A 21,648-nucleotide genomic window follows, 5' to 3' on the forward strand; every position below is an offset into this window, starting at 1 on the left:
GGTGCCGCGGGACACCCTTTGGTCAGGATAGACCGTTGGACGAAACATCTGCCTCTCGGGGCGCGTCCCCGGGCGGCTGGCCGCCTCCCGCGACCCCGATTGTGCCCGTTGCGGAATCGGGGCGCGTCCCCGGGCGGCCGGCCGCCTCACCACAGCGGCGCGGGTGCCTGACCCAAGGGGTAGTAGCCCGGAAGTTTCTCGCCCGCGAGGCTACGTTCTATACGCTTCTGCATGCCCGCAGAGAGCTTTCCCGTCTTCATCAGATCCAGGTAGAGCGCCTGTACGTGTCCGAAGTCGAAGAAGTCGCGTTGCCATTCGATTTTGACATCCCCGTTGAGCCGGAACCAGCTTCCGCCTATTCCGTAGATTTCCGAGGTGACGCCGTCGGCATCGGTCGCTATCTGCTTCCAGAAGCCGACGATCTCGCCCTGCTTGTCGTCGACGATGACCTTCTGGTAGGGATACTGCCAGTTCTCCAGACCGGCCATCTCCAGACCCAGTGCGATATCGCGGATCTCGTCGATACCGACGCACATCACGTCCTCTTTGGGGCCGATGTTCCACCCGTAGGTGGCGTCATCTGCATAGAAGTCGGCCAGCGCCGTCCAGTCGCCGGTGCGCTCGGCGGACCGATTGGCTTCCAGCCAGCGCTGGACCCAGTCTTCCAGCTCCTCCCGGGGGAATGCGGGCATCAGCAGGATTCCTTCTCGTTGATGAGCAGCTCTTTGATGAACAGCGCTTGAGTCGGGCAGCTTTGGATGGCCAGTTCGATCTCGCCGCGCGCGCCTTCCGGGGGTTCCTCGATGAGGATCTGAACCTGGCCCCGCTTGGGCACCCGGAAATAATCGGGCGCCTCGAGTTCGCACATGGCGTGGCCCTGGCACAGATCCAGGTCCGCTTCGATGCGGAACCCGCCGGGTACGTCGTTTGCCATGAACCGCTCCTATCCGGTGCGCCTGCGATAGCGGACCCTGGCCGGCCTGGCGAGCTGCACAACCATTTTGGAGTGGTCGTTGCGGTAACTATCGGCGGTCTGTGTCATCTCGAATTCATACTCGCGCAACAGAACCGAGAAGATCGCCTTGATCTGCATCTGGGCGAACGCGGCACCCACGCAGCGGTGCCGGCCGGCACCGAACGGGATCCAGGTCCATCGGTTGATCAGGTCTTCCTGGCGCGGTTTATCGTAGCGGTTGGGATTGAAGGAGTCCGGATCCGGGAAGTCCTCGGGGATTCGGTTGGAGATCGCTGGCGACGCCGCGACGAAGTCACCTTTGTGGATCGGATATCCCTCGACTTCGAACTCACCTTGAGCCACCCGCATCAGGATGATCAGCGGGGGATGCAAACGCAGCGATTCCTTGAGGACGTTCTCCAGCTTCGGAATCTGGCGTAGCGCATGGAAACTCACCTCTTGGCCGTCGGCGTAGAGTTTGTCGAGTTCGGCGACCACTTGGGCATAGGAATCCCGGTGGCGCATCAGTTCGATCAGCGTCCAGGCCGACGTTCCCGAACTGGTGTGGTGGCCGGCGAACATCAACGAGATGAACATGCCGGTCACCTCGTCGGCAGAGAACCTGAGATCGCCGTTTTCGTCCTTGATCGACACCAGCACGTCGAGCATGTCGCGGTCGCGTTTGTCCGTCGGTGGGTTGGCCATCCGCTGGTTCATGATTTCCTGCACCAGGGCGACCAGACCCTCGCGGGCCCGGTCGCGCATGCGGAAGCTCTCGATCGGCAGGTACGGGTCGACGTAGCACAGCGGGTCGGTACCCCGTTCGAGCTGGTGGTAGAACTTGGCGAACCGGTCGTCGAGCTGGTTGCGGAACTTCAGGCCGATCAGGCACGCGGTCGAGGTGTAGATGGTCAGCTCGGCAAAAAAATCGAGCAGGTCGATCTCGCCTTCGTCGCCCCAGTCCGCCACCATTTTTCGCACTTCGCCTTCGATGGTGACAGCGTGGCCCTTCATGTGTTCGCCGCGCAATGCCGTGTTGTGCAGCATCTCCCGCCGGCGCTCGGGGCTGGCGTCGAACACCACGCCCTTGCCGAAGATCGGCGTCATGAACGGGTACGCCTCGGCTTGGTCGAGGTCTTCGTCGGGGGCGCGGAAGAAGAATTCGTTGGCGCCGGCGCCGGACAGCAGGGTGACGTGCTTGTCGGCGAGCTGGAACCACCCGACGTCCCCGCATTCGTCGCGGAGTCGCTGCATGAGACCGATCGGGTCGGTGCGGAACTCTTCGAGATGGCCGTGTTCCGCGTCGCCGCCGGACACCCGGGGCACCGTGGCTGTCTGCATCGGGGTCACTCCTTGCTAGTGTTCGAGTCGTGAACGTGTATCGACACGTTGAGCTGTCATTAATTGTCCTCTGTCTCGGGAACTTTCAGTTGGTGTCGCTCCTTGGCGGCGGCCAGTGGAGCCTCGGGCTGCAACTCCATGTTGACCACGACACCTCCGCGCGGCGTCTGGGCGATGAATGCGATTGCCCGGGCGATATCGCCGGCACGCAGGAAATAGTTGTGGCGGGCCTGGCCCCACTTGGCCCAGTCTTCGAGTGCGGGGCCCACCGATTCGAGGGGCAGGTTCCATCCCATGGCGGTTTTGGTGGGTCCGGGATGCACGATAGAGGCGCGCACCCCGGTGCCTTCGAGCTCCATCTGCAGGTTGGTCACCATGGCGACCAGCGCGGCCTTGGCGGCGCCGTAGGCGCCCATGTGCGGACGCTGGCGAAGTGCGACGTCCGACCCGACGAAGATGAGGTCGCCGCGTCTGCGCTCCAGCATTCCCGGCAGTACGGCGGTGGCCAATCGATTCGCCCCGATCAGGTGGATCTGGATCTGCGACTCGAACGTCCCGGTGTCGATTTCGTGGAGTTTGCCGAAGTGGGTGTCACCGGCGCCGGTGACCAGAAGTTCGATGTCGCCGAGCCGTTCGCTCGCCCGGCTCACGAAGGCGTCGACGGATTCCGGGTCGGTGACGTCCAGGGGCAGGGCCACGGCTTCGCCGCCGTCGGCGACGATCTTGTCGACGATCTCCTGACACAGGGCTACCCGGCGGGCGCCCAGCGCCACCGGAAACCCCTGGGCGGCGAGTGCGATCGCGGTCGCGGCCCCTATTCCCGACGACGCTCCGGCTACGATCGCGGGTCGGCGTTGCGGATGCGGGTCGAAGCGCGGCATCACTTGACCTTCACGGTGATCGGCAGGTGGGCGAATCCGCGGACGTTGCTGGAGTGGACTCGCACGGCGCGGGTCTCGTCGACTTCGTAGCCGCGGATTCGCTTGAACAGTTCGGTGAGCGCGACGCGGGCTTCCATTCGTGCCAAATGCGCACCCAGGCAAAAGTGCGCTCCGCTACCGAAACTCAATAACCTGGAACCGATATCGCGGCCGATCAGGTAGTCGTCGGGATTGTCGAAGACCCGCTCGTCGCGGTGGGCCGACCCGGGTAGCAGCAACAGGATGTCGCCTTCGGGAATGGTCGTGCCGTACAACTCGAGTGGTCCGGCGACGGTGCGTGCGAGGATCTGACTGGAGGTGTCATAGCGCAGCGTTTCCTCGACCCACTGGGGCACCCGGGACAGGTCGCCGTAGACCGGGGTCAGCTGGTCGGGGTTCTTGTGACCCCAGAATGCGGCATTGGCAAGTAGTTTGGTGGTCGTTTCATTGCCGGCGATCACCATCAGGAACAGGAATCCGAGGACTTCGTCGTCGGTGAGACGGTCGCCGTCGATCTCTGCCTCCAGCAGCGCCGACGTCAGGTCCTCGGATGGTTTTTTGCGGCGCTCGGCGATCATGCCCTGGTAGTAGACGATCAGGTCGATCGCGGCTTCGATGGCCGAGGCGGGCACGTCGGTGACACCGTCTTCGCGGTGCATGACGCCGTCTGCCATCGCACGCAGCCTGTCGCGGTCTTCGAGCGGTACGCCCATCAGCTCCGAGATCACATCCATCGGCAGCTTGCCGGCGAATTCGGCGACGTAATCGACTGTCGCGCTGGCCCCGGCCTTGTCCATCATGGCATCCAAGTGCTGTACTGCGAGTTCGGTCACCCGCGGCTCGAGTTCACGTATCCGACGCGGGGTGAAGCCCTTTGACACCAAGGCGCGCAGCCGCAGATGATCCGGGTCGTCCATGGCCAGAAACGACATCGTCTTGGACGCGTGCGGCCCGCGGGAGACCGGGTCCAGCGAGACGCCGTCGCGGTTGGAGAGTGTGACGCTGTTGCGGAACCCCTGATGGACGTCGCCGTGACGCGATACCGCCCAGAAGCCCAGTTCTTCGTTGCGGTACAGCGGGGCTTCGTCTCGCAGCCGTCGGTAGTACGGATAGGGGTCCTCGTGGAAGTCGTAGTCGTAGGGATCCAGCACCACCTCGGGCGTCGCGATACGGACGGTCATGCGTCATCACTTTCGTCAGGGGCGGTGGGCGGAGCCCGAGCCGGTCGGATGGTCGGCGCCGGCCAGAATGAGGCCGACCACGCCGGCCAACCGGTCGGCGATTTCGTGATAGGTGAACTCGCCGCTGCCCGCCTGAACCAGGGCTCCGAAGAATGCCATTTGAAGGGCAGCCAGGGTGGCCGGATCCGCACCCGGCCCGATGGCCGATGCGATGCGGCGATGGATTTCCCCGCCGATTCGTTCGCGGGCGGCTCGCACGTCGGGATCGGCGCCGCCGCTGAGCAGTGCCGCCGTGCACGCGGCGCCCACCTCGGGTTCGTCGGCCACCACTAGCGCCAGGTGCCGCAGGGTCTGGTGCACCCGAGTGTGCATCGGTTCGTTGACGTCGGTGAAGTAGGGAGCCTGGCGGACCAGGTCCAGGTAGATTTCGGCGATCAGGTGGTTCTTCGACGAGAAATAGGTGTAGGCGGTCGCCGGCGCCACGCTGGCGCGAGCGGCCACCAGCCGGACCGTCAGGTCGGTGTAGGAATTCGCCCGCAGGGTTTCGATTCCCGCGGCCAGCACTTTGCGAAAGGTCTCTTCCTGACGCCGGTTCCGCGGCGGCCTCCCCCGTTGCGGTTTGGTGTCGCCGGTGATCGACGCCAGTGCATTGCTGGACACCTGTCCAAAATAGCTCACGCTTGCGAACCGAGGCAAGCGACCCTAGCGAAAATGCAGGTACTTGTAATTTTGCCAGGTCTGTTCGACGGCCTGCCCGGCCCTGGCCTTGCAGCTTCACAAATCTTCGGGTTATGGTGCCCAGACCAAATATCGGACAGTTGTCCATCAAATCTACCGGTCGGCTCCGTACGACCGGGCGCACATGGCGGGAGTCGTGGATGGCCCTGTTGGCCGACGGCGCGAGCGCGCTGTTCATAGACGGCAAGCTTGTCGACGGCGGCGCGGGTACGTTTCCGACGCTCAATCCGGCCACCGAGGAGGTGCTGGGCGTGGCGGCAGACGCCGACGCCGACGACATGGGCCGGGCCATCGAGGCCGCCCGGCGGGCCTTCGACGACACCGAGTGGTCGCGCGACACCGCGCTTCGGGTGCGCTGCGTGCGCCAATTGCAGGATGCGATGCGCGCTCACATCGAACAATTGCGCGAGCTGACCATCGCCGAGGTCGGCGCACCGCGCATGCTCACCTCGATCGCTCAGCTCCAGGCGCCGGTCGACGACCTGTCGTTCGCGGCCGACACCGCCGAGTCCTATGAATGGAATCGGGATCTGGGCTCCGCGACCCCGATGGGCATCCCCACCCACCGCACGATCGCCAGGGAGGCGGTCGGGGTGGTGGGTGCGATCACGCCGTGGAACTTCCCGCATCAGATCAACCTCGCCAAGCTGGGTCCGGCGCTGGCAGCGGGAAACACCGTGGTGCTCAAGCCGGCGCCCGACACCCCGTGGTGTGCGGCAGTCCTTGGGGAACTCATCGCCGAGCACACCGACTTCCCGCCGGGTGTGGTCAACATCGTCACCTCCGGCGACCATGGTGTGGGTGCCCTGTTGGCCAAAGATCCTCGGGTGGACATGATCTCGTTCACCGGATCTACCGACACCGGCCGCACGGTGATGAGCGACGGTGCCGCCACCGTCAAAAAGGTCTTCCTGGAGCTGGGCGGTAAGTCGGCGTTCGTGGTGCTCGACGACGCGGACTTGGCCGCCGCCGCGGGGGTGTCCGCCTTTTCGGTCTGCATGCACGCGGGGCAGGGTTGCGCCATCACCACCCGGCTGGTCGTCCCGCGGGCCCGCTACGACGAGGCGGTGGCCATTGCGGCCGCAACCATGGGAGGTATCAAAGCCGGTGATCCACAGAACTCGAAAACTATTTGCGGTCCGTTGATTTCGGAACGTCAACGCGATCGTGTACAGGGGTACCTGGATCTCGCTGTCGCAGAAGGCGGTAGTTTCGCCTGCGGCGGTGGCCGGCCGGCGGATCGTGACGTCGGCTTCTTCATCGAACCCACCCTGATCGTGGGTCTGGGCAACGACGCCCGGTGCGCTCAAGAGGAGATCTTCGGTCCGGTACTTGTCGTGATCGCCCACGACGGGGACGACGATGCCGTGCGCATCGCAAACGATTCCCCGTACGGCCTGTCGGCCACAGTGTACGGCGCCGACCCGGACCGTGCCGCGCGGGCGGCCCGGCGGATCCGGGCCGGGACCGTCAATGTCAACGGTGGCGTCTGGTATTCCGCGGACGCCCCCTTTGGCGGCTACAAGCAGTCCGGCAACGGCCGTGAGATGGGCCTGGCCGGCTTTGACGAATATCTGGAAACCAAACTCATTGCGACAGCGGCTAATTAGAGGAGTTGGACGTGGGAGAGTTCGAAAACAAAGTCGGTATTGTCACCGGCTCCGGTGGCGGCATCGGTCAGGCATACGCCGAAGCGCTTGCGCGCGAAGGCGCCGCGGTGGTGGTGGCCGACATCAACGCCGAGGCGGCCGCAGCCGTGGCACAGCAGATCGTCGCCGACGGGGGCACGGCGATCAGCGTTCCGGTGGACGTCTCCGATCCCGATTCGGCCAAGGCGATGGCCGACCGGACCCTGGCCGAGTTCGGCGGTATCGACTATCTGGTGAACAACGCCGCGATCTTCGGGGGCATGAAGCTCGATTTTCTGCTGACCGTCGACCCGGAGTACTACAAACGTTTCATGAGCGTGAACCTCGACGGTGCACTGTGGTGCACGCGGGCGGTGTACCGGAAGATGGCCAAGCGCGGCGGCGGCGCTATTGTCAACCAGTCCTCCACCGCTGCGTGGCTCTACGCGAATTACTACGGATTGGCCAAAGTCGGGATCAACGGTCTCACCCAACAACTGTCACGCGAATTGGGCGGCCAGAAGATCCGGATCAACGCCATCGCGCCGGGGCCCATCGACACCGAGGCCAACCGGACCACCACGCCGAAGGAGATCGTCGAGGGCATCGTGAAGGGGCTTCCGCTGTCGCGGATGGGAACGCCGGAGGATCTGGTGGGTATGTGCCTGTTCCTGTTGAGCGACCAGGCGCGGTGGATCACCGGCCAGATCTTCAACGTCGACGGCGGACAGATCATCCGGTCATGAGCCGGCCCGTCAAACTCGGCTGCATAGGCCTGGGTAACCAGGGTGCGCCGATGGCCAAGCGCTACCTCGGCTGGCCGGGCGGTGTGACGGTATTCGACGTGCGTCCCGAAGCCATGCAACCTTTCGTCGAGGGTGGCGCCACCGCCGCGGGCAGCATTGCCGAAGTTGCCGACGCCGACGTCATCAGCGTCACCGTCCTCGACGATGCGCAGGTGCGCGAGGTGATCGGCGGGCCGACCGGGCTGGCGGCGCACGCCAGGCCCGGCACCATCGTTGCGATCCATTCCACCATCGGGCACAACACTGCCGTCGAGCTGTCCGCTGAACTCGAGGGGCGGGAGGTCCACATTGTGGACGCCCCGGTCAGCGGTGGCGCGGTGGCAGCCGCCAAGGGTGAGCTCGCCGTGATGGTCGGCGCCGACGATGACGCCTTCGCCCGGATCGAAGAACCGTTTTCCCGGTGGGCCTCGTTGATCGTTCACGCCGGCGAGCCCGGCGCCGGAACCAGGATGAAGCTGGCGCGCAATATGCTGACCTTCGTGACCTACGCGGCGGTCGGCGAAGCGCAGAAGCTCGCCGACGAGGCGGGTTTGGACATCGGGGACCTGGCCAAGGTGGTGCGTCACAGCGACGCGCTGACCGGAGGCGCCGCAGCGATCATGTACCGCACCGACGCCAAGCCGTTGCCGCCGGACCATTTCCTCTACCAGCCGTTCCTGCACACCCGCGCGCTGGCGGAAAAGGACCTCAGCCTGGCGCTGTCGTTGGGTGAGCTGCTCTCGGTCGACTTGCCGTTGGCCCAGGTTGCCCTTGACCGGTTCGCCGCCAATCTCGGTGTGCCGCACGACGATAGCGACTACACGAAGGGGAAGTGATGGACGAGTTGCGTCGCCGGGGCCTGCGCAAGATGAATGAGGTCTACGGCTGGGAGATGCCCGATGTGCAGGGCGACCCGTACTTCGACTTGACCGTGGACCATCTGTTCGGGGCGATTTGGAGCCGGCCCGGGTTGTCCATGCGCGACAAGCGCATCATGACCCTGACCGCGGTGACGGCCCTGGGCAAGCGCGATCTGGCCGAGATCCAGATCAACGCCGCCTTGCTGAACGGGGAAATCACCGAGGCCGAGCTGAAGGAGATGGCGGTCTTTTTGACCCACTATCTCGGCTTCCCGCTCGGCTCGGCGTTCAACGGCGCCGTCGAGACCGTGGTGGCAAAGCGCAGAAAGGCTGCCGCCGAAGGGGCGGGAGAGGACCGGAAGGCCAATGTCGAATCCGCGTTGAAGATGCACACCGGCGAGTCGAGCGGCAGCGGCTGAGGCAGCGGTGGACCGCGGGTGCGATTCTTTCCGGTCGGCAACCAATCGCCAAGCGCCGACCCGCGGCGTATTCGCGCTGTGGCTTGTGTACCCGGCTATGCGGGACTACATTTCCCCATGTGTCGAATTCCATGCACGTTGAATTTCGTTCTGGAGCGACAACGCCGTGACGCAACGCCGCGTGGTCAAGCACACCGGCCGGCGGCCGGGGCCGAACACCACGCGCGAGTTGATCGCCGATACGGCGCGCAAGCGGTTCGCGGAGTTGGGGTACGACCGCACCTCGATGCGTCAGGTGGCGATCGAGGCGCAGGTGGACCCGGCGCTGGTGTCGCATTACTTCGGCAGCAAGTTGGACCTGTTCCTGGCGGTGGTCGAGCTGCCGGTCGATCCGGCAGTGCTCATCGATCACGTGGTCGACGGCACCCAGGATGACGCGGGGGTGCGGTTGGCGACGCTGATCCTCGACGTGCTCGACGACGAGGTGCGGCGCCGCCCGATGGTGGGGCTGATGCGCGCGGCGACCGCCGAGCCGGAGGCGGCCCGGCTGGTGCGTGATTTTTTGACCCGCAACCTGCTGGTGCCGATCGCCCGTCGGTTGGAGGCCGAAAATCCCGAATACCGCGCCGGGTTGGTGATGTCGCAGATCGCCGGAATGACGTTGGCGCGCTACATCGTTGGGATCGAACCGCTGGCGTCGCATCCGCGGCAGCGGGTGGCCGCCGATCTGGGAGCCACCCTGCAGCGCTATCTGCTGGGCGAGTTGAGCCGATGACCACCCGACGGCAGGCTCGGCGCGGGCGCGTACTGGCCCGCTGGTGGAGGGTGCTGCTGGCGGTGGTCGTGATCGCGGTCGCGGGCTTCACCGTGTCGCGGTTGCACGGCATCTTCGGATCGGACAACCGGGTTTCGGCCGACGGCACGCTGCCCAACGAGTCGTCGACGTCCAAACCGAAACGCGTGCTCATCGAGGTGTTCGGCGACCCGGGCGCGTCAGCGACCATCACCTACCTGGACGTCGACGCCCAACCCCAGCGGGTCGACGACGCGCCCCTGCCGTGGTCATACGACGTCACCACCACCCTGCCGGCGGTGTTCACCAATGTCTCCGCCCAGGGCGACGGATTTTCCCTGGGGTGCCGGATCACCATCGACGGCGACGTCAAGGACGAGCGGACCGTCACCATGCTCAACGCCTTCACCTACTGCCTGGAGAAATCCGGATGACCGCCGCCGAAACCGAGCCCCGTCCGCTGGTCGACCGGATCTCCGGAGCCATCCGCGACTGGCCGGTGCCGATCCTGTTCGGGTGGCTGCTGATCGCGGTCGTCACCAACGTGTTCGTACCCCAGCTGGAGACCGTCGGTGCGGCCCACAACGTCGGTTTGAGTTCCCCGGACGCGGCGTCGCTGCAGGCGATGCAACGGATGGGCAAGGTGTTCGACGAGTTCGACTCCGACAGCGCGGCGATGATCGTGCTGGAAGGCCAGCAGCCGCTCGGCGACAGTGCGCACCACTTCTACGACACCCTGGTCGCCAAGATGTCCGCCGACCCACACGTCCAGCACGTCCAGGACTTCTGGGGCGACCCGCTGACTGAGGCGGGTTCGGAAAGCGATGACCACAAGTCCGCCTACGCGCAGGTGTACCTGGCCGGCAACCAGGGTGAAACCTTGTCGCTGGAATCGGTTGCCGCGGTGCGCGACATCGTCGAAGACACCCCCGCGCCACCGGGAGTTCGCGCCTACGTCACCGGGGCGGCACCGCTGTTCGCCGATCAGCTGATCGTCGGCAGCGAAGGCATCGCCAAGGTCACCCTGATCACCCTGGGCGTCATCATCGCCATGCTGCTGCTCATCTACCGCTCGATCGTGGCGACCGTCCTGGTGCTGCTGACGGTGATCATCGAATTGACCGCCGCGCGCGGGGTGGTCGCCCTGCTCGCCGACGCCGGGGTCATCGGGCTGTCCACGTTTGCCACCAACCTGCTCACCCTGCTGGTGATCGCGGCGGGCACCGACTACGCCATCTTCCTGCTCGGCCGATACCACGAAGCGCGGCACGCCCGCGAAGACCGTGCCACCGCGTTCCGAACCAGCTACCGCTCCACCGCGCACGTCATCCTGGGCTCGGGACTGACCGTGGCCGGAGCGGTGTTCTGTCTCAGCTTCACCCGGCTGCCCTACTTCCAGAGCATGGGCCCACCCGGCGCGATCGGCGTCCTGGTCGCCCTGGCCGCCGCGCTGACCCTGGCCCCGGCCGTGCTGACGGTGGCTTCGGCCTTCGGTCTGCTGGAACCTCGGCGCGCCATGGCGACCCGGCGGTGGCGACGGATCGGCACCGCCGTCGTCCGCTGGCCGGCACCGGTTCTGGTGGCCACCCTCGCGGTGGCCGCGATCGGCCTGCTGGCCCTGCCCGGCTATCAGACCAGCTACGACGAGCGTCCCTACCTGCCCGCCGACGCCCCGGCCAACGCCGGCTACGCCGCCGCCGAACGCCACTTCTCGGCGGCCCGGCTCAACCCGGAACTGGTGATGGTGGAAACCGATCACGACCTGCGCACACCCGAGGGCATGATCCTCTTGGAGAGAGTTGCCAAGGCCATCTTCCACACGCCGGGCATCGCCCAGGTTCAATCCATCACCCGCCCCTTGGGCACGCCGCTGGACCATACGTCGATCCCGTTCCAGATCAGCGCTCAGTACGCCGGGCAGATCCAGAATCTGCCCTTCCAACAGGCTCGCACCCGGGATCTACTCACCCAGGTCGGCGAAATCGACAAGACCATCGGCATCCTCAAGCAGCAGTACGCCCTGCAACAGCGGGCCAGTGCCGCCACCGCCGAGCAGACTCGGGCATTTCACGACACCGTGGCCACCGCTGCCGCACTGCGCGACAAGATCGCCGACTTCGACGACTACTTCCGCCCCATCCGCAGCTACTTCTACTGGGAACCGCACTGCTATGACATCCCCGCCTGTCAGGCCCTGCGGTCGGTCTTCGACGCCGTCGACGGTATCTCCGATCTGACCGATCAACTGGGCGCGGTCACCGCCAGCCTCGACGAACTCAACGAACTGCAACCCCAACTACTTGCCCTGATCCCGCCGCAGATCGCCAGCCAGGAAATCAACCGCGACCTCGCCGCTACCAACTACGCAACCCAGTCGGGCCTCAACGCACAAAGCGCCGATGCCCTGCAAGACGCCACCGCACTCGGGCAGGCGTTCGACGCCGCCAAGACCGGCGACTCCTTCTACCTGCCACCGGAGGTGTTCACCAACCCCGAATTCCAACGCGGACTGAAGTTGTTTCTGTCCCCCGACGGGCACGCCGCCCGCATGATCATCACCCACAAGGGCGATCCCGCCACCCCCGAGGGCAGCTCCCACATCGAGGCCATCCGAGCCGCGGCCGACGAAGCGGTCAAGGGCACCCCGCTCGGCGACGCCGACATCTACATCGGCGGCACCGCGGCCACCTACCGGGACATCAGCGTGGCTGCCAAATACGACCTGATGATCGCCGGCATCGCCGCACTGAGCCTCATTCTGCTCATCATGGTGTTCGTCACCCGCAGCGTCGTCGCCGCACTGGTCATCGTCGGCACCGTCGCGCTGTCCCTCGGGGCGTCCTTCGGCTTGTCGGTGCTGGTCTGGCAGGACCTGGTCGGCATGCCACTGCTGTGGATCGTGCTCGCGCTGTCGGTGATCCTGCTGTTGGCGGTCGGCTCCGACTACAACCTTCTGCTCATCTCCCGATTCCAGGAGGAGATCCACGCGGGCCTCAATACCGGCATAATCCGTGCCATGGCGGGCTCCGGCTCGGTCGTGACATCGGCCGGCCTGGTGTTCGCCGCAACCATGGCCGCCTTCGTGTTCAGCGACCTGCGGGCGATTGGGCAGGTGGGCACGACCATCGCCCTGGGGCTGCTGTTCGACACCCTGATCGTGCGCGCGTTCATGACCCCCTCGATTGCCGCCATGCTCGGGCGCTGGTTCTGGTGGCCGCTGCGCGTGCGGACCCGGGGGGCCCGGTGAGCGCCGACCTTGCCGGTGTGGCCACGGTTGCGGCGTTACTGGTCGCCGTATTGTGCGCCGCCGTCGCCACCGTGTTCGTTCACACGTTGGTGCGGCGCCCGGCTACCGAGGTCAGCGAACAACCCCGGGCCGCCACCGTGGTTCTGGGCAAGGTCCGGGCCGGGGACTCCTTGACCGCCGAGGAGCGTACCTTCGCCGCCCAGCTCATCGCCGACCGCCGGAACCCGGCCGCCTATTGCCTGCCGGGTGCGCTGTTCGCCCTCGGCTGTCTGTACGTGTTCGGCTGCCTGTACGAGTTGCACGGGCGCCCGCCCTCGCTGCACACCTGGATCGGGGTGCTGCCCATGCTGGGCGCAACCAACCTGACCGCCCAGATGCTGCACATCGCCCGCCTGAAGAAGCGACTGTCCGACGACTAGAGTGGCCGTCGTGCACGTCCTGGTGATCGGCTCCGGTGCCCGTGAGCATGCCTTGCTGCTGGCCCTCAGCCACGATCCGGCCGTTACGGGCCTGACGATCGCGCCGGGCAACGCCGGCGCCGGCCGGCTGGCCGGGCAGCGCGACGTCGACATCACCTCCACCGACGCCGTAGTGACACTGGCCCGCGAGGTCGCGGCCGACCTGGTGGTGATCGGCCCCGAGGTGCCGTTGGTGCTGGGTGTGGCCGATGCCGTTCGCGACGCCGGCATCGTGTGCTTCGGGCCGAGCGCCGAGGCGGCCCGGATCGAAGGCTCCAAGGCATTCGCCAAGGACGTGATGTCCGCGGCCGGAGTCCGCACGGCACGCTGTGAAATCATTGACAACCCAGCATATTTGGATGAGAGTCTGGACCGATTCGGCCCGCCCTCGGGCGAACCGGCCTGGGTTGTCAAGGACGACTCCCTGGCCGCCGGCAAAGGTGTCGTGGTGACCCCTGACCGGGTGGCCGCCCGCGCCCATGCGGCCGGTCTACTCGAATCCGGACACCCGGTGCTGCTGGAGTCCTTTCTGGATGGTCCCGAGGTGTCGCTGTTCTGCGTGGTGGACGGCGCAACCGTGGTACCGCTGCTGCCGGCACAGGATTTCAAGCGGGTCGGTGATGGTGACACGGGTCCGAACACCGGCGGCATGGGGGCCTACGCACCGCTGCCGTGGCTACCCGATGCGGTATACCGCGAGATCGTCACCGGAATCGTCGAACCGGTTGCGGCGGAACTCCTTCGGCGGGGATCCCCGTTCACCGGCTTGCTCTACGCCGGTCTGGCGATCACCTCCAGCGGTCCCGCGGTCATCGAATTCAACTGTCGTTTCGGCGATCCCGAGACCCAAGCGGTGCTGGCTCTGCTCGATTCACCACTCGGGCAGCTGCTGCATGCCGCCGGTAGCGGCGGGCTGGCCGAGTTCGGTGAGCTGCGCTGGCGGGATGAGGCGGCCGTGACCGTGGTGCTGGCGGCCGAGAACTATCCCGGCCGCCCCCGGGTCGGGGACGTCCTCACCGGCTCGGACGCCGACGGCGTGCTGCACGCCGGAACCGCCCGGCGCGATGACGGTGCGATCGTATCGTCCGGCGGACGAGTGCTGTCGGTGGTTGCCACCGGTGCGGACCTGTCCTCCGCACGTTCCCGCGCATACGAAATGGTCGGGTCGATCAAGTTGCCCGGCAGCCATTTTCGACGTGACATCGCCCAGAAGGCGGCCGACGGCAACATCAGCGTCCCGGTTTCCGGCCGTCACCACCGTTAGCGAACTCGGCTCGCCGGCTCCTCACGCCGTCAGCAGCGGTGCCATCCAGGTGATTTCGGCTGGCAACTGCGAACTCCAGAACCCGCCGTTGTGACCGCCCGGCGAGAAGCCCCCGGCCGGCGGGTTGGGCAGCTGGGCGATGAATTGCTTGGTCGCCGAGTAGAACGGATCGCTGTTGCCGCAATCGATTCGGATCGGGATGGCGCCCAGTGCGGGCATTCCCCAGACCGAGTTCGCCGCGTAATCCCCGGGTCCGTCGAATGCACCGGGTGCGGCCGCACCGGCGGAGGTCCATAGCGCCGGGCTCACCGCGCAGATCGCGGCGGTGCGCCCCGGACCGAGCCGGCCGCCGAGCAGCAGGGCGCCGTAGCCGCCCATGGACCAGCCCAGGAACCCGACCCGGGAAGTGTCCAGGCCCTGGGTATCGAGGAGCGGAATCAACTCGTCGAGGACCATCGCACCGGCGTCGTCCCCGGAGGCCCGCCGGTGCCAGTAACCGCCGCCGCCGTCGACGGCTACCACCGCGAACGGCGGTAACCCCAGATCGACGGACTGGGCGAGTCCCCGTTCGACACCACCGGCCATCACCCCGGCCGCGTCGTTGCCTTTCCCGTGCAGCGCGATGACCGGTCGCAGCGGGCTGGTCTGGCCGGGTGGGCGTGCGATCGCCCAGTTGGTGGATATTCCGCCGCGCGCGGCCGACGCGAACGAGCCGGTCACCATGGTCGGAGCCGTCGGGGCCGCACCGGAGGTACCGGGCTGAGCCAGTGAACCGACGGCGAATGCGCCGACGGCGCCGCCCGCCGCGCCGGCACCGAGGCGCAGCAGCGCGCGGCGGGTGATGTCGGGCATGCGGGTCATCATGCCATCGCGGCACGGTGCAACCGTAAGCTGTGTGATCGTGGGTGACCGAGTGACTGTTCCGAACGTGCTGGCCACCCGGTACGCCAGTGCCGAGATGGTCGCTATCTGGGCGCCGGAGGCCAAGGTGGTCGCCGAGCGGCAGCTGTGGCTGGCGGTGCTGCGGGCACAGGCTGGACTTGGGGTCGACGTTCCCCTCGACGCGATCGCGGACTACGAACGCGTGCTGGAATCGGTGGAGCTGGCCTCGATTGCCGCCCGCGAGCGGGTGCTGCGCCATGACGTCAAGGCCCGCATCGAGGAGTTCAACGCGCTGGCCGGCCACGAGCACATCCACAAGGGCATGACCAGCCGCGACCTCACCGAGAACGTCGAGCAACTGCAGATCCGGCGGTCGCTGGAGGTCGTGTTCGCCCACTCGGTGGCGGTGGTGGCGCGGCTGGCCGACCGGGCCGTCGCCTACCGCGACCAGGTGATGGCCGGACGCAGCCACAACGTCGCGGCCCAGGCCACCACCCTGGGCAAGCGCTTCGCCTCGGCCGCCGAGGAGATGCTGATCGCGCTGACCCGGCTGCGCGAGCTGATCGACCGTTACCCGCTTCGGGGCATCAAGGGGCCGATGGGCACAGCGCAGGACATGCTGGACCTGCTCGACGGGGACAGTGCGAAGCTCGCCGAACTCGAGCGGCAGGTTGCCGAATTTCTCGGAGTCTCACGCTTTTTGACCAGTGTCGGGCAGGTGTACCCGCGTTCGCTCGATCACGATGTGCTTTCGGCTCTGGTGCAACTGGGTGCCGGTCCGTCCTCGCTGGCGCACACCATCCGGTTGATGGCCGGCCACGAATTGGTGACCGAGGGCTTCGCCGAAGGCCAGGTCGGTTCGTCGGCGATGCCGCACAAGATGAACACCCGCAGCTGTGAGCGGATCAACGGGCTGCAGGTGGTGTTGCGCGGCTATTCCGCCATGGCGGGGGAGCTGGCCGGTGACCAGTGGAACGAGGGCGATGTGTTCTGTTCCGTGGTGCGTCGGGTTGCGTTGCCCGACAGCTTCTTTGCCATCGACGGCCAGATCGAGACGTTTCTGACGGTACTTGACGAATTCGGCGCGTATCCCGCGGTGATCCAGCGGGAATTGGACCGGTATCTGCCGTTCCTGGCCACCACCAAGGTGTTGATGGCGGCCGTGCGGGCCGGGATGGGTCGTGAGTCGGCACACCACGTGATCCGCGAACATGCGGTGGCCACCGCGCTTTCAATGCGTGAAACGGGCTGCGAGCCGGATCTTTTGGATCGACTGGCCGCCGACCCGAGGCTGCCGTTGGATCGCGCCGAGCTCGACTCCGCACTGGCCGACAGGAAGGCGTTCACCGGGGCTGCCGGCGACCAGGTCGACCGGGTCGTGCGCGCGGTCGAGGACTTGGCTACCCGCTATCCCGAGGCTGCGAAGTACGCCGCCGGCGCAATTTTGTGAAGCTGGCCGATCTCGAACCATCACCGGATGCGTTTGCCGCGGTGATGGCGACCGGCATCCTCTCGGTCGCCGCGGACAAGCTCCACTTCCGGTGGACCAGTGAAGCATTCGACATAGTGGCCTGCTTCGGCCTCGTCGTTCTGATCGGGTTGGTCGTGGTGACGCGTGCGCCACGACGCTGGGACCTCAAGGATCCCGATGTCACCCTGCGGTTGTTCACGTTTGTGGCAGCATGCGCGGTACTGGACAACCGGATGGCCGCGATCGGCGCGGTGCTGGCGTCACTGAGTGCGGTGGTGCTGGTGTCCTGGACGGTGCTGGCGGTGCTCACGGCCCGCAATATGTCGGGGGAGTCGTGGACTGCGCTGCGTGACCGCGCCCGGGGTGTCTGGGAACTGGGCAGTGTGGGCACCTCGGCATTGGTGATCGTTGCCGCCCAGGTCGCGGCTCACACATCGGAGCACTGGTGGTGGGTCGGCGCGCTGGCGGTCTGGATCGTAGGTTTGGCGGTTTACGGCCTGATGACCTGGCTTATCCTGCGCCGGGCGGCAGCCGAAGGGACAGGGGGATTCCAGCCGGACTCCTGGATTTTGATGGGCGGACTGGCCATTGCAGCCGTCGCGGGTGACAAGCTCCATGGCTTGGCGGCGCCGTGGCTGAGGCCGGTGGTGCAGGCGGTCACGGTGCTGACCTGGGCGGCCGCGACCCTGTGGATTCCCCCGCTGATCTACCTCGTTCTGCGGAGCTTGATCCGCAGGCCGGCTCTGCGGCGGTTCGCCGGGGTCTGGTGGGCCATGGTGTTCCCGCTGGGCATGTATTCGGTGGCCACTACGGCCGTGGCGGGTGAGATCGGCCGGCCGGAGCTGCACATCGTTGCGCTGGCGTTCTTCTGGATTGCAGCGGCGACGTGGCTCGTCATGGTTCTCGCCGGATTGCAGCAGGCGGGGACGGTGGTTCGTGCCGATCGGGGCGGCGGGTGAAGCGCGGGCTCACAGTGAAAGCCGTGAGTTCACACCCTTGTCGCGGCGAGCCGAATCCCGGCGGCCCGCAATTCCAGCGCGGCCAGCTCCCGGATCACCACCGGATCCTGATGGCGCCATCGGCCCACGGGGTCGGCGCTGATGGCCGTCAGCTTGGCCGGCGAGCGGTTCGCCAGGGCGTGTAGCGCGAGTAGTTGCTGCCCGGCGGCGGTGGCGGCCAGTGCGGTAACGGTCCACTTGCGCCGGAAGAATCGGATGCGCAGGAACAACCAGGGCATGCTCACCGCGAGGATGGGTGGCGCGGCAACCGCCAGTGCCAGCACCAGCGCGAGCCAACTCGCCGTGGCATCGAGGCTGTGACCGGCCCCGGCGACATCGAGTGCGGCCGCGCTGGCCGCATCCAGCGGCTTGCTCAGCGCTTGGCCCAGCAGCGGGATCTGCTGGGCGCCGTGACCGGCCGACGCCAGGTTGGCGGCCAGGCCGGTCGAACCGTTCTCCACGTCGCGGCCCGCCTGTGCGATGGCGGCGATGGCGTCGTGGACGGCGATCCCGACGACCACCCATACCGCCGTCCACGCCGTGACGGTGACATCGCTGATCAATTGGGCGAACAGCCGCAGGGGCCGGGTGGAATAGGGCAGGAACCGGGTCATGACACCGATACCAGCACAACTGGTCGCCCGATGGGGGCGGCGTGCCGGATAGGGTGGCCGGATGCGACCCGCCTTGTCCGATTACCGGCATCTGGCCAGCGGCAAAGTTCGCGAGATCTACCACGTCGACGACGACCACCTGTTGCTGGTGGCCACCGACCGGATTTCGGCCTTCGACTACATCCTGGACAGCACGATCCCGGACAAGGGCCGCATCCTGACCGCGATGAGCGTGTTCTTCTTCGGCCTGGTTTCCGAGCGCACGCGGGTGCGCAACCACCTGGCCGGGCCGCCGGACGACTCGCGGATACCCGACGAGGTCCTCGGCCGGGCGCTAGTGGTGCGACGACTGGAGATGCTCCCGGTGGAGTGCGTCGCCCGGGGCTACCTGACCGGCTCGGGATTGCTCGACTATCAGGCCACCGGGGAGGTCTGTGGCATTCGGCTGCCCCCCGGCCTGGTGGAGGCCAGCAAGTTCAGCTCACCACTGTTCACCCCGGCCACCAAGGCCGCGTTGGGGGACCACGATGAGAACATTTCGTTCGATCGTGCGGTAGAGATCGTGGGGGCCGCGCGCGCCGACCAGTTGCGCGAACGAACGCTGCAGATCTATACCCAGGCGGCCGAGCACGCGTTGAGCAGGGGAATCATCGTCGCCGACACCAAGTTCGAGTTCGGTACCGACACCGATGGCAATCTGATACTCGCCGACGAGATCTTCACCCCTGATTCGTCACGCTATTGGCCGGCCGCGCAGTACCGGCCCGGCGTGGTGCAGACCGCCTTCGACAAACAATTCGTCCGCAACTGGCTCACCGGCCCCGAGTCGGGTTGGGACCGCCATGGGAGTGTGCCGCCGCCGCCCCTGCCGGCAGAGATTGTCGATGCCACCCGCGGTCGCTACATCGAGGCCTACGAACGGATTTCAGGATGCAGGTTCGACGACTGGATCGGTCCGAGAGCATGACGGGCCAGTTGGTTCCGCCCGCGGCGAAGCGGGTGGAGGTGCGCCGGGAGCACCACGGGGACGTCTTCATCGACCCCTACGAGTGGTTGCGTGACAAGGACAGCCCCGAGGTGATCGGTTACCTCGAAGCCGAGAACGACTATGTGGACCAGCTCACCGCCCCGCTGGAACCGTTGCGGCAAAAGATCTTCGACGAAATCAAATCGCGAACCAAGGAAACCGATCTGTCGGTACCCACCCGGCGGGGATCCTGGTGGTACTACGCACGCACCTTCGAAGGCAGGCAATACGGTGTGCACTGCCGGTGCCCGGTAGCCGACCCCGATGACTGGCGTCCGCCCGAATTCGACGAACACACCGACATACCAGGTGAACAAGTACTGCTCGACGAGAACCTGGAGGCCGACGGACACGACTTCTTCGCACTCGGTGCGGCCAGCGTCAGCATCGACGCAAACGTGCTTGCGTATTCGGTCGATCTGGTCGGGGATGAGCGCTATACCCTGCGGTTCAAGGATTTACGGACCGGCGAGCGATATCCCGATGAGATCGCCGGTATCGGCTCGGGTGCGACCTGGGCCGCCGACAACCGCACCATCTACTACATCACCGTGGACGAGGCTTGGCGCCCGGATACCGTGTGGCGCTATCGACTGGGATCGGGCGAATCCTCGGAGCAGGTGTATCACGAACCCGACGAGCGGTTCTGGATCGCCGTGGGTCGCACGCGCAGCGACGCCTACGTGCTGATCGCGGCGGGATCATCTGTCACCTCCGAAGTCCGGTTTGCCGACGCCGCCGACCCGCACGCGGAATTCCAGGTCGTGCTGCCGCGTCGCGCAGGTGTCGAGTACTCGGTGGAACACGCGGTGCTCGGTGGCGGAGACCGGTTCCTGATCCTGCACAACGACGGTGCGGCGAACTTCACCCTGGTGCAGGCCCCGGTCGACGATCCGGCTCGGCAATCCACCCTGATCGAGCACCGCGACGATGTCCGACTCGACGGCGTGGACGCCTTCGCCGGCCATTTGGTGGTGAGCTATCGACGTGCAGCGCTACCTCGAATCCAATTGTGGCCGCTGAAGTCCGGCGGGAACTACGGCGCCCCGAAGGAGCTGGAATTCGACTCCGAACTGATGTCCGTCGGCCTGGGAGCCAACCCGAACTGGGATTCGCCCCGGCTCAGACTCGGCGCGGGGTCGTTTGTCACTCCGGTGCGGGTGTATGACCTCGATCTGTCAACCGGTGAACTCGTACTACTCAAAGAACAGCCGGTCCTGGGCGGCTATCGACGCGAGGACTATGTGGAACGGCGGGACTGGGCGGTCGCCGAGGACGGAACCCGCATCCCGATCTCCATCGTGCATAAGTCTGGAATCGAACTGCCGGCGCCGGCCATGCTCTACGGATACGGCGCTTACGAGATGTGCGAGGATCCACGGTTCTCGGTCGCCCGGTTGTCGCTGCTGGATCGCGGGATGGTTTTCGTGGTTGCACACGTGCGCGGAGGCGGCGAGATGGGCCGGTTGTGGTACGAGGGCGGCAAGCTGCTGGCGAAGAAGAACACCTTCACCGATTTCATCGCGGTGGCAAGGCATCTGGCTGATACCGGGCTGACCGGCCCCCGGCGACTGGTAGCGGTCGGCGGTAGTGCCGGCGGCCTGCTGATGGGGGCGGTGGCCAACATGGCGCCGGATTTGTTTGCCGGCATTCTGGCCCAGGTGCCCTTTGTCGACCCGCTGACCACCATCCTGGATCCCTCGTTGCCGTTGACCGTCACCGAATGGGACGAGTGGGGAAACCCGTTGAGCGACCCCGAGGTGTATGCGTACATGAAGTCGTATTCGCCGTACGAGAACGTCGGTGACCGGGACTACCCGGCGATCCTGGCGATGACGTCGCTGAACGACACCAGGGTGTACTACGTGGAGCCCGCCAAGTGGGTGGCGGCGTTGCGGTCGGCCCGCAACGGGGCTGCCTCCCAGGGGAATCCGGTGATGTTGAAGACCCAGATGAAAGCCGGACACGGCGGGATTAGTGGACGCTATGAACGCTGGAAGGAAACCGCGTTCCAGTATTCATGGCTGTTGGCGACGGCCGACGGCGGTGTCGCCTGAGCCGCCTGAC

At 66.2% G+C, this 21,648-nt stretch carries 21 protein-coding genes; 13 read left to right on the top strand and 8 right to left on the bottom strand.

Annotation, left to right across the window (positions count from 1 at the left end; genetic code table 11):
- Positions 1-146: 146 nt before the first annotated feature.
- From ACK5M9_RS01475 to ACK5M9_RS01500, 6 genes are read right to left on the bottom strand one after another with little or no spacing between them, the layout of a single operon-like run.
- The gene (locus ACK5M9_RS01475; protein WP_416891429.1) at positions 147-692 is read right to left on the bottom strand and encodes a nuclear transport factor 2 family protein; all 546 of its coding nucleotides are present in this window, start codon (positions 690-692) and stop codon (positions 147-149) included.
- Positions 692-934, bottom strand: coding sequence for a ferredoxin (locus tag ACK5M9_RS01480; protein ID WP_416891430.1), 243 nt, complete (start codon positions 932-934; stop codon positions 692-694). The genes ACK5M9_RS01475 and ACK5M9_RS01480 overlap by 1 nt, the downstream gene beginning before the upstream one ends.
- Positions 935-943: 9 nt before the next feature.
- Positions 944-2,296, bottom strand: a complete 1,353-nt coding sequence (locus ACK5M9_RS01485; protein WP_416891431.1) for a cytochrome P450 — start codon at positions 2,294-2,296, stop codon at positions 944-946.
- Between the two features lie 59 nt (positions 2,297-2,355).
- Positions 2,356-3,177 carry an SDR family oxidoreductase gene (locus ACK5M9_RS01490; RefSeq protein WP_416891432.1) on the bottom strand — a complete coding sequence of 274 codons (822 nt, stop codon included), beginning with the start codon at positions 3,175-3,177 and terminating at the stop codon, positions 2,356-2,358.
- Positions 3,177-4,397, bottom strand: a complete 1,221-nt coding sequence (locus ACK5M9_RS01495) for a cytochrome P450 (protein ID WP_416891433.1) — start codon at positions 4,395-4,397, stop codon at positions 3,177-3,179. The genes ACK5M9_RS01490 and ACK5M9_RS01495 overlap by 1 nt, the downstream gene beginning before the upstream one ends.
- A 15-nt stretch (positions 4,398-4,412) precedes the next feature.
- Positions 4,413-5,057: a TetR/AcrR family transcriptional regulator gene (locus ACK5M9_RS01500; protein WP_416891434.1), complete on the bottom strand. Its 645-nt coding sequence runs from the start codon at positions 5,055-5,057 to the stop codon at positions 4,413-4,415.
- Between the two features lie 218 nt (positions 5,058-5,275).
- On the opposite strand from ACK5M9_RS01500, the gene ACK5M9_RS01505 reads away from it, so the two are divergent.
- The 9 genes from ACK5M9_RS01505 to purD all read left to right on the top strand — a co-directional run bounded on the left by ACK5M9_RS01505 (position 5,276) and on the right by purD (position 14,589).
- A complete protein-coding gene (locus ACK5M9_RS01505) occupies positions 5,276-6,745 on the top strand; it encodes an aldehyde dehydrogenase (RefSeq protein ID WP_416891435.1) in 1,470 nt (489 codons plus the stop codon).
- A gap of 11 nt (positions 6,746-6,756) precedes the next feature.
- Complete coding sequence (locus tag ACK5M9_RS01510) at positions 6,757-7,509, top strand: SDR family oxidoreductase (protein WP_416891436.1); 753 nt, start codon at positions 6,757-6,759, stop codon at positions 7,507-7,509.
- Positions 7,506-8,384, top strand: a complete 879-nt coding sequence (locus ACK5M9_RS01515; RefSeq protein WP_416891437.1) for an NAD(P)-dependent oxidoreductase — start codon at positions 7,506-7,508, stop codon at positions 8,382-8,384. The genes ACK5M9_RS01510 and ACK5M9_RS01515 overlap by 4 nt, the downstream gene beginning before the upstream one ends.
- A complete protein-coding gene (locus ACK5M9_RS01520) occupies positions 8,384-8,827 on the top strand; it encodes a carboxymuconolactone decarboxylase family protein (RefSeq protein WP_416891438.1) in 444 nt (147 codons plus the stop codon). Before ACK5M9_RS01515 ends, ACK5M9_RS01520 begins: the two co-directional genes overlap by 1 nt.
- 166 nt (positions 8,828-8,993) lie before the next feature.
- Complete coding sequence (locus ACK5M9_RS01525; protein ID WP_416891439.1) at positions 8,994-9,602, top strand: TetR family transcriptional regulator; 609 nt, start codon at positions 8,994-8,996, stop codon at positions 9,600-9,602.
- A complete protein-coding gene (locus ACK5M9_RS01530) occupies positions 9,599-10,054 on the top strand; it encodes an MmpS family transport accessory protein (protein ID WP_416891440.1) in 456 nt (151 codons plus the stop codon). Before ACK5M9_RS01525 ends, ACK5M9_RS01530 begins: the two co-directional genes overlap by 4 nt.
- Positions 10,051-12,867, top strand: a complete 2,817-nt coding sequence (locus ACK5M9_RS01535; RefSeq protein ID WP_416891441.1) for an RND family transporter — start codon at positions 10,051-10,053, stop codon at positions 12,865-12,867. Before ACK5M9_RS01530 ends, ACK5M9_RS01535 begins: the two co-directional genes overlap by 4 nt.
- Entirely contained in the window at positions 12,864-13,286 is a 423-nt protein-coding gene (locus ACK5M9_RS01540; RefSeq protein WP_416891442.1) for a hypothetical protein, read from the top strand. Before ACK5M9_RS01535 ends, ACK5M9_RS01540 begins: the two co-directional genes overlap by 4 nt.
- Before the next feature lie 10 nt (positions 13,287-13,296).
- Positions 13,297-14,589 carry a phosphoribosylamine--glycine ligase gene (purD, locus tag ACK5M9_RS01545; protein WP_416891443.1) on the top strand — a complete coding sequence of 431 codons (1,293 nt, stop codon included), beginning with the start codon at positions 13,297-13,299 and terminating at the stop codon, positions 14,587-14,589.
- Between the two features lie 21 nt (positions 14,590-14,610).
- Here purD and ACK5M9_RS01550 read toward each other — a convergent pair whose 3' ends face one another.
- A complete protein-coding gene (locus tag ACK5M9_RS01550; RefSeq protein WP_416891444.1) occupies positions 14,611-15,453 on the bottom strand; it encodes an alpha/beta hydrolase-fold protein in 843 nt (280 codons plus the stop codon).
- Between the two features lie 49 nt (positions 15,454-15,502).
- On the opposite strand from ACK5M9_RS01550, the gene purB reads away from it, so the two are divergent.
- Positions 15,503-16,921, top strand: a complete 1,419-nt coding sequence (purB, locus tag ACK5M9_RS01555; protein WP_416891445.1) for an adenylosuccinate lyase — start codon at positions 15,503-15,505, stop codon at positions 16,919-16,921.
- A complete protein-coding gene (locus tag ACK5M9_RS01560; protein WP_416891446.1) occupies positions 16,918-17,901 on the top strand; it encodes a tellurite resistance/C4-dicarboxylate transporter family protein in 984 nt (327 codons plus the stop codon). The genes purB and ACK5M9_RS01560 overlap by 4 nt, the downstream gene beginning before the upstream one ends.
- A 29-nt stretch (positions 17,902-17,930) precedes the next feature.
- Here the strand turns inward: ACK5M9_RS01560 and ACK5M9_RS01565 are convergent, their stop codons facing one another.
- Positions 17,931-18,554 carry a hypothetical protein gene (locus tag ACK5M9_RS01565; RefSeq protein WP_416891447.1) on the bottom strand — a complete coding sequence of 208 codons (624 nt, stop codon included), beginning with the start codon at positions 18,552-18,554 and terminating at the stop codon, positions 17,931-17,933.
- A 61-nt stretch (positions 18,555-18,615) separates the two neighbouring features.
- Between ACK5M9_RS01565 and ACK5M9_RS01570 the strand changes: the two genes are divergently transcribed.
- Both ACK5M9_RS01570 and ACK5M9_RS01575 read left to right on the top strand, forming a co-directional pair.
- Entirely contained in the window at positions 18,616-19,521 is a 906-nt protein-coding gene (locus tag ACK5M9_RS01570) for a phosphoribosylaminoimidazolesuccinocarboxamide synthase (protein ID WP_416891448.1), read from the top strand.
- Positions 19,518-21,638, top strand: coding sequence for a S9 family peptidase (locus ACK5M9_RS01575; RefSeq protein WP_416891462.1), 2,121 nt, complete (start codon positions 19,518-19,520; stop codon positions 21,636-21,638). Before ACK5M9_RS01570 ends, ACK5M9_RS01575 begins: the two co-directional genes overlap by 4 nt.
- Positions 21,639-21,648: the final 10 nt, after the last annotated feature.

The organism is Mycobacterium sp., from assembly GCF_047975165.1.
GTDB lineage: Bacteria > Actinomycetota > Actinomycetes > Mycobacteriales > Mycobacteriaceae > Mycobacterium.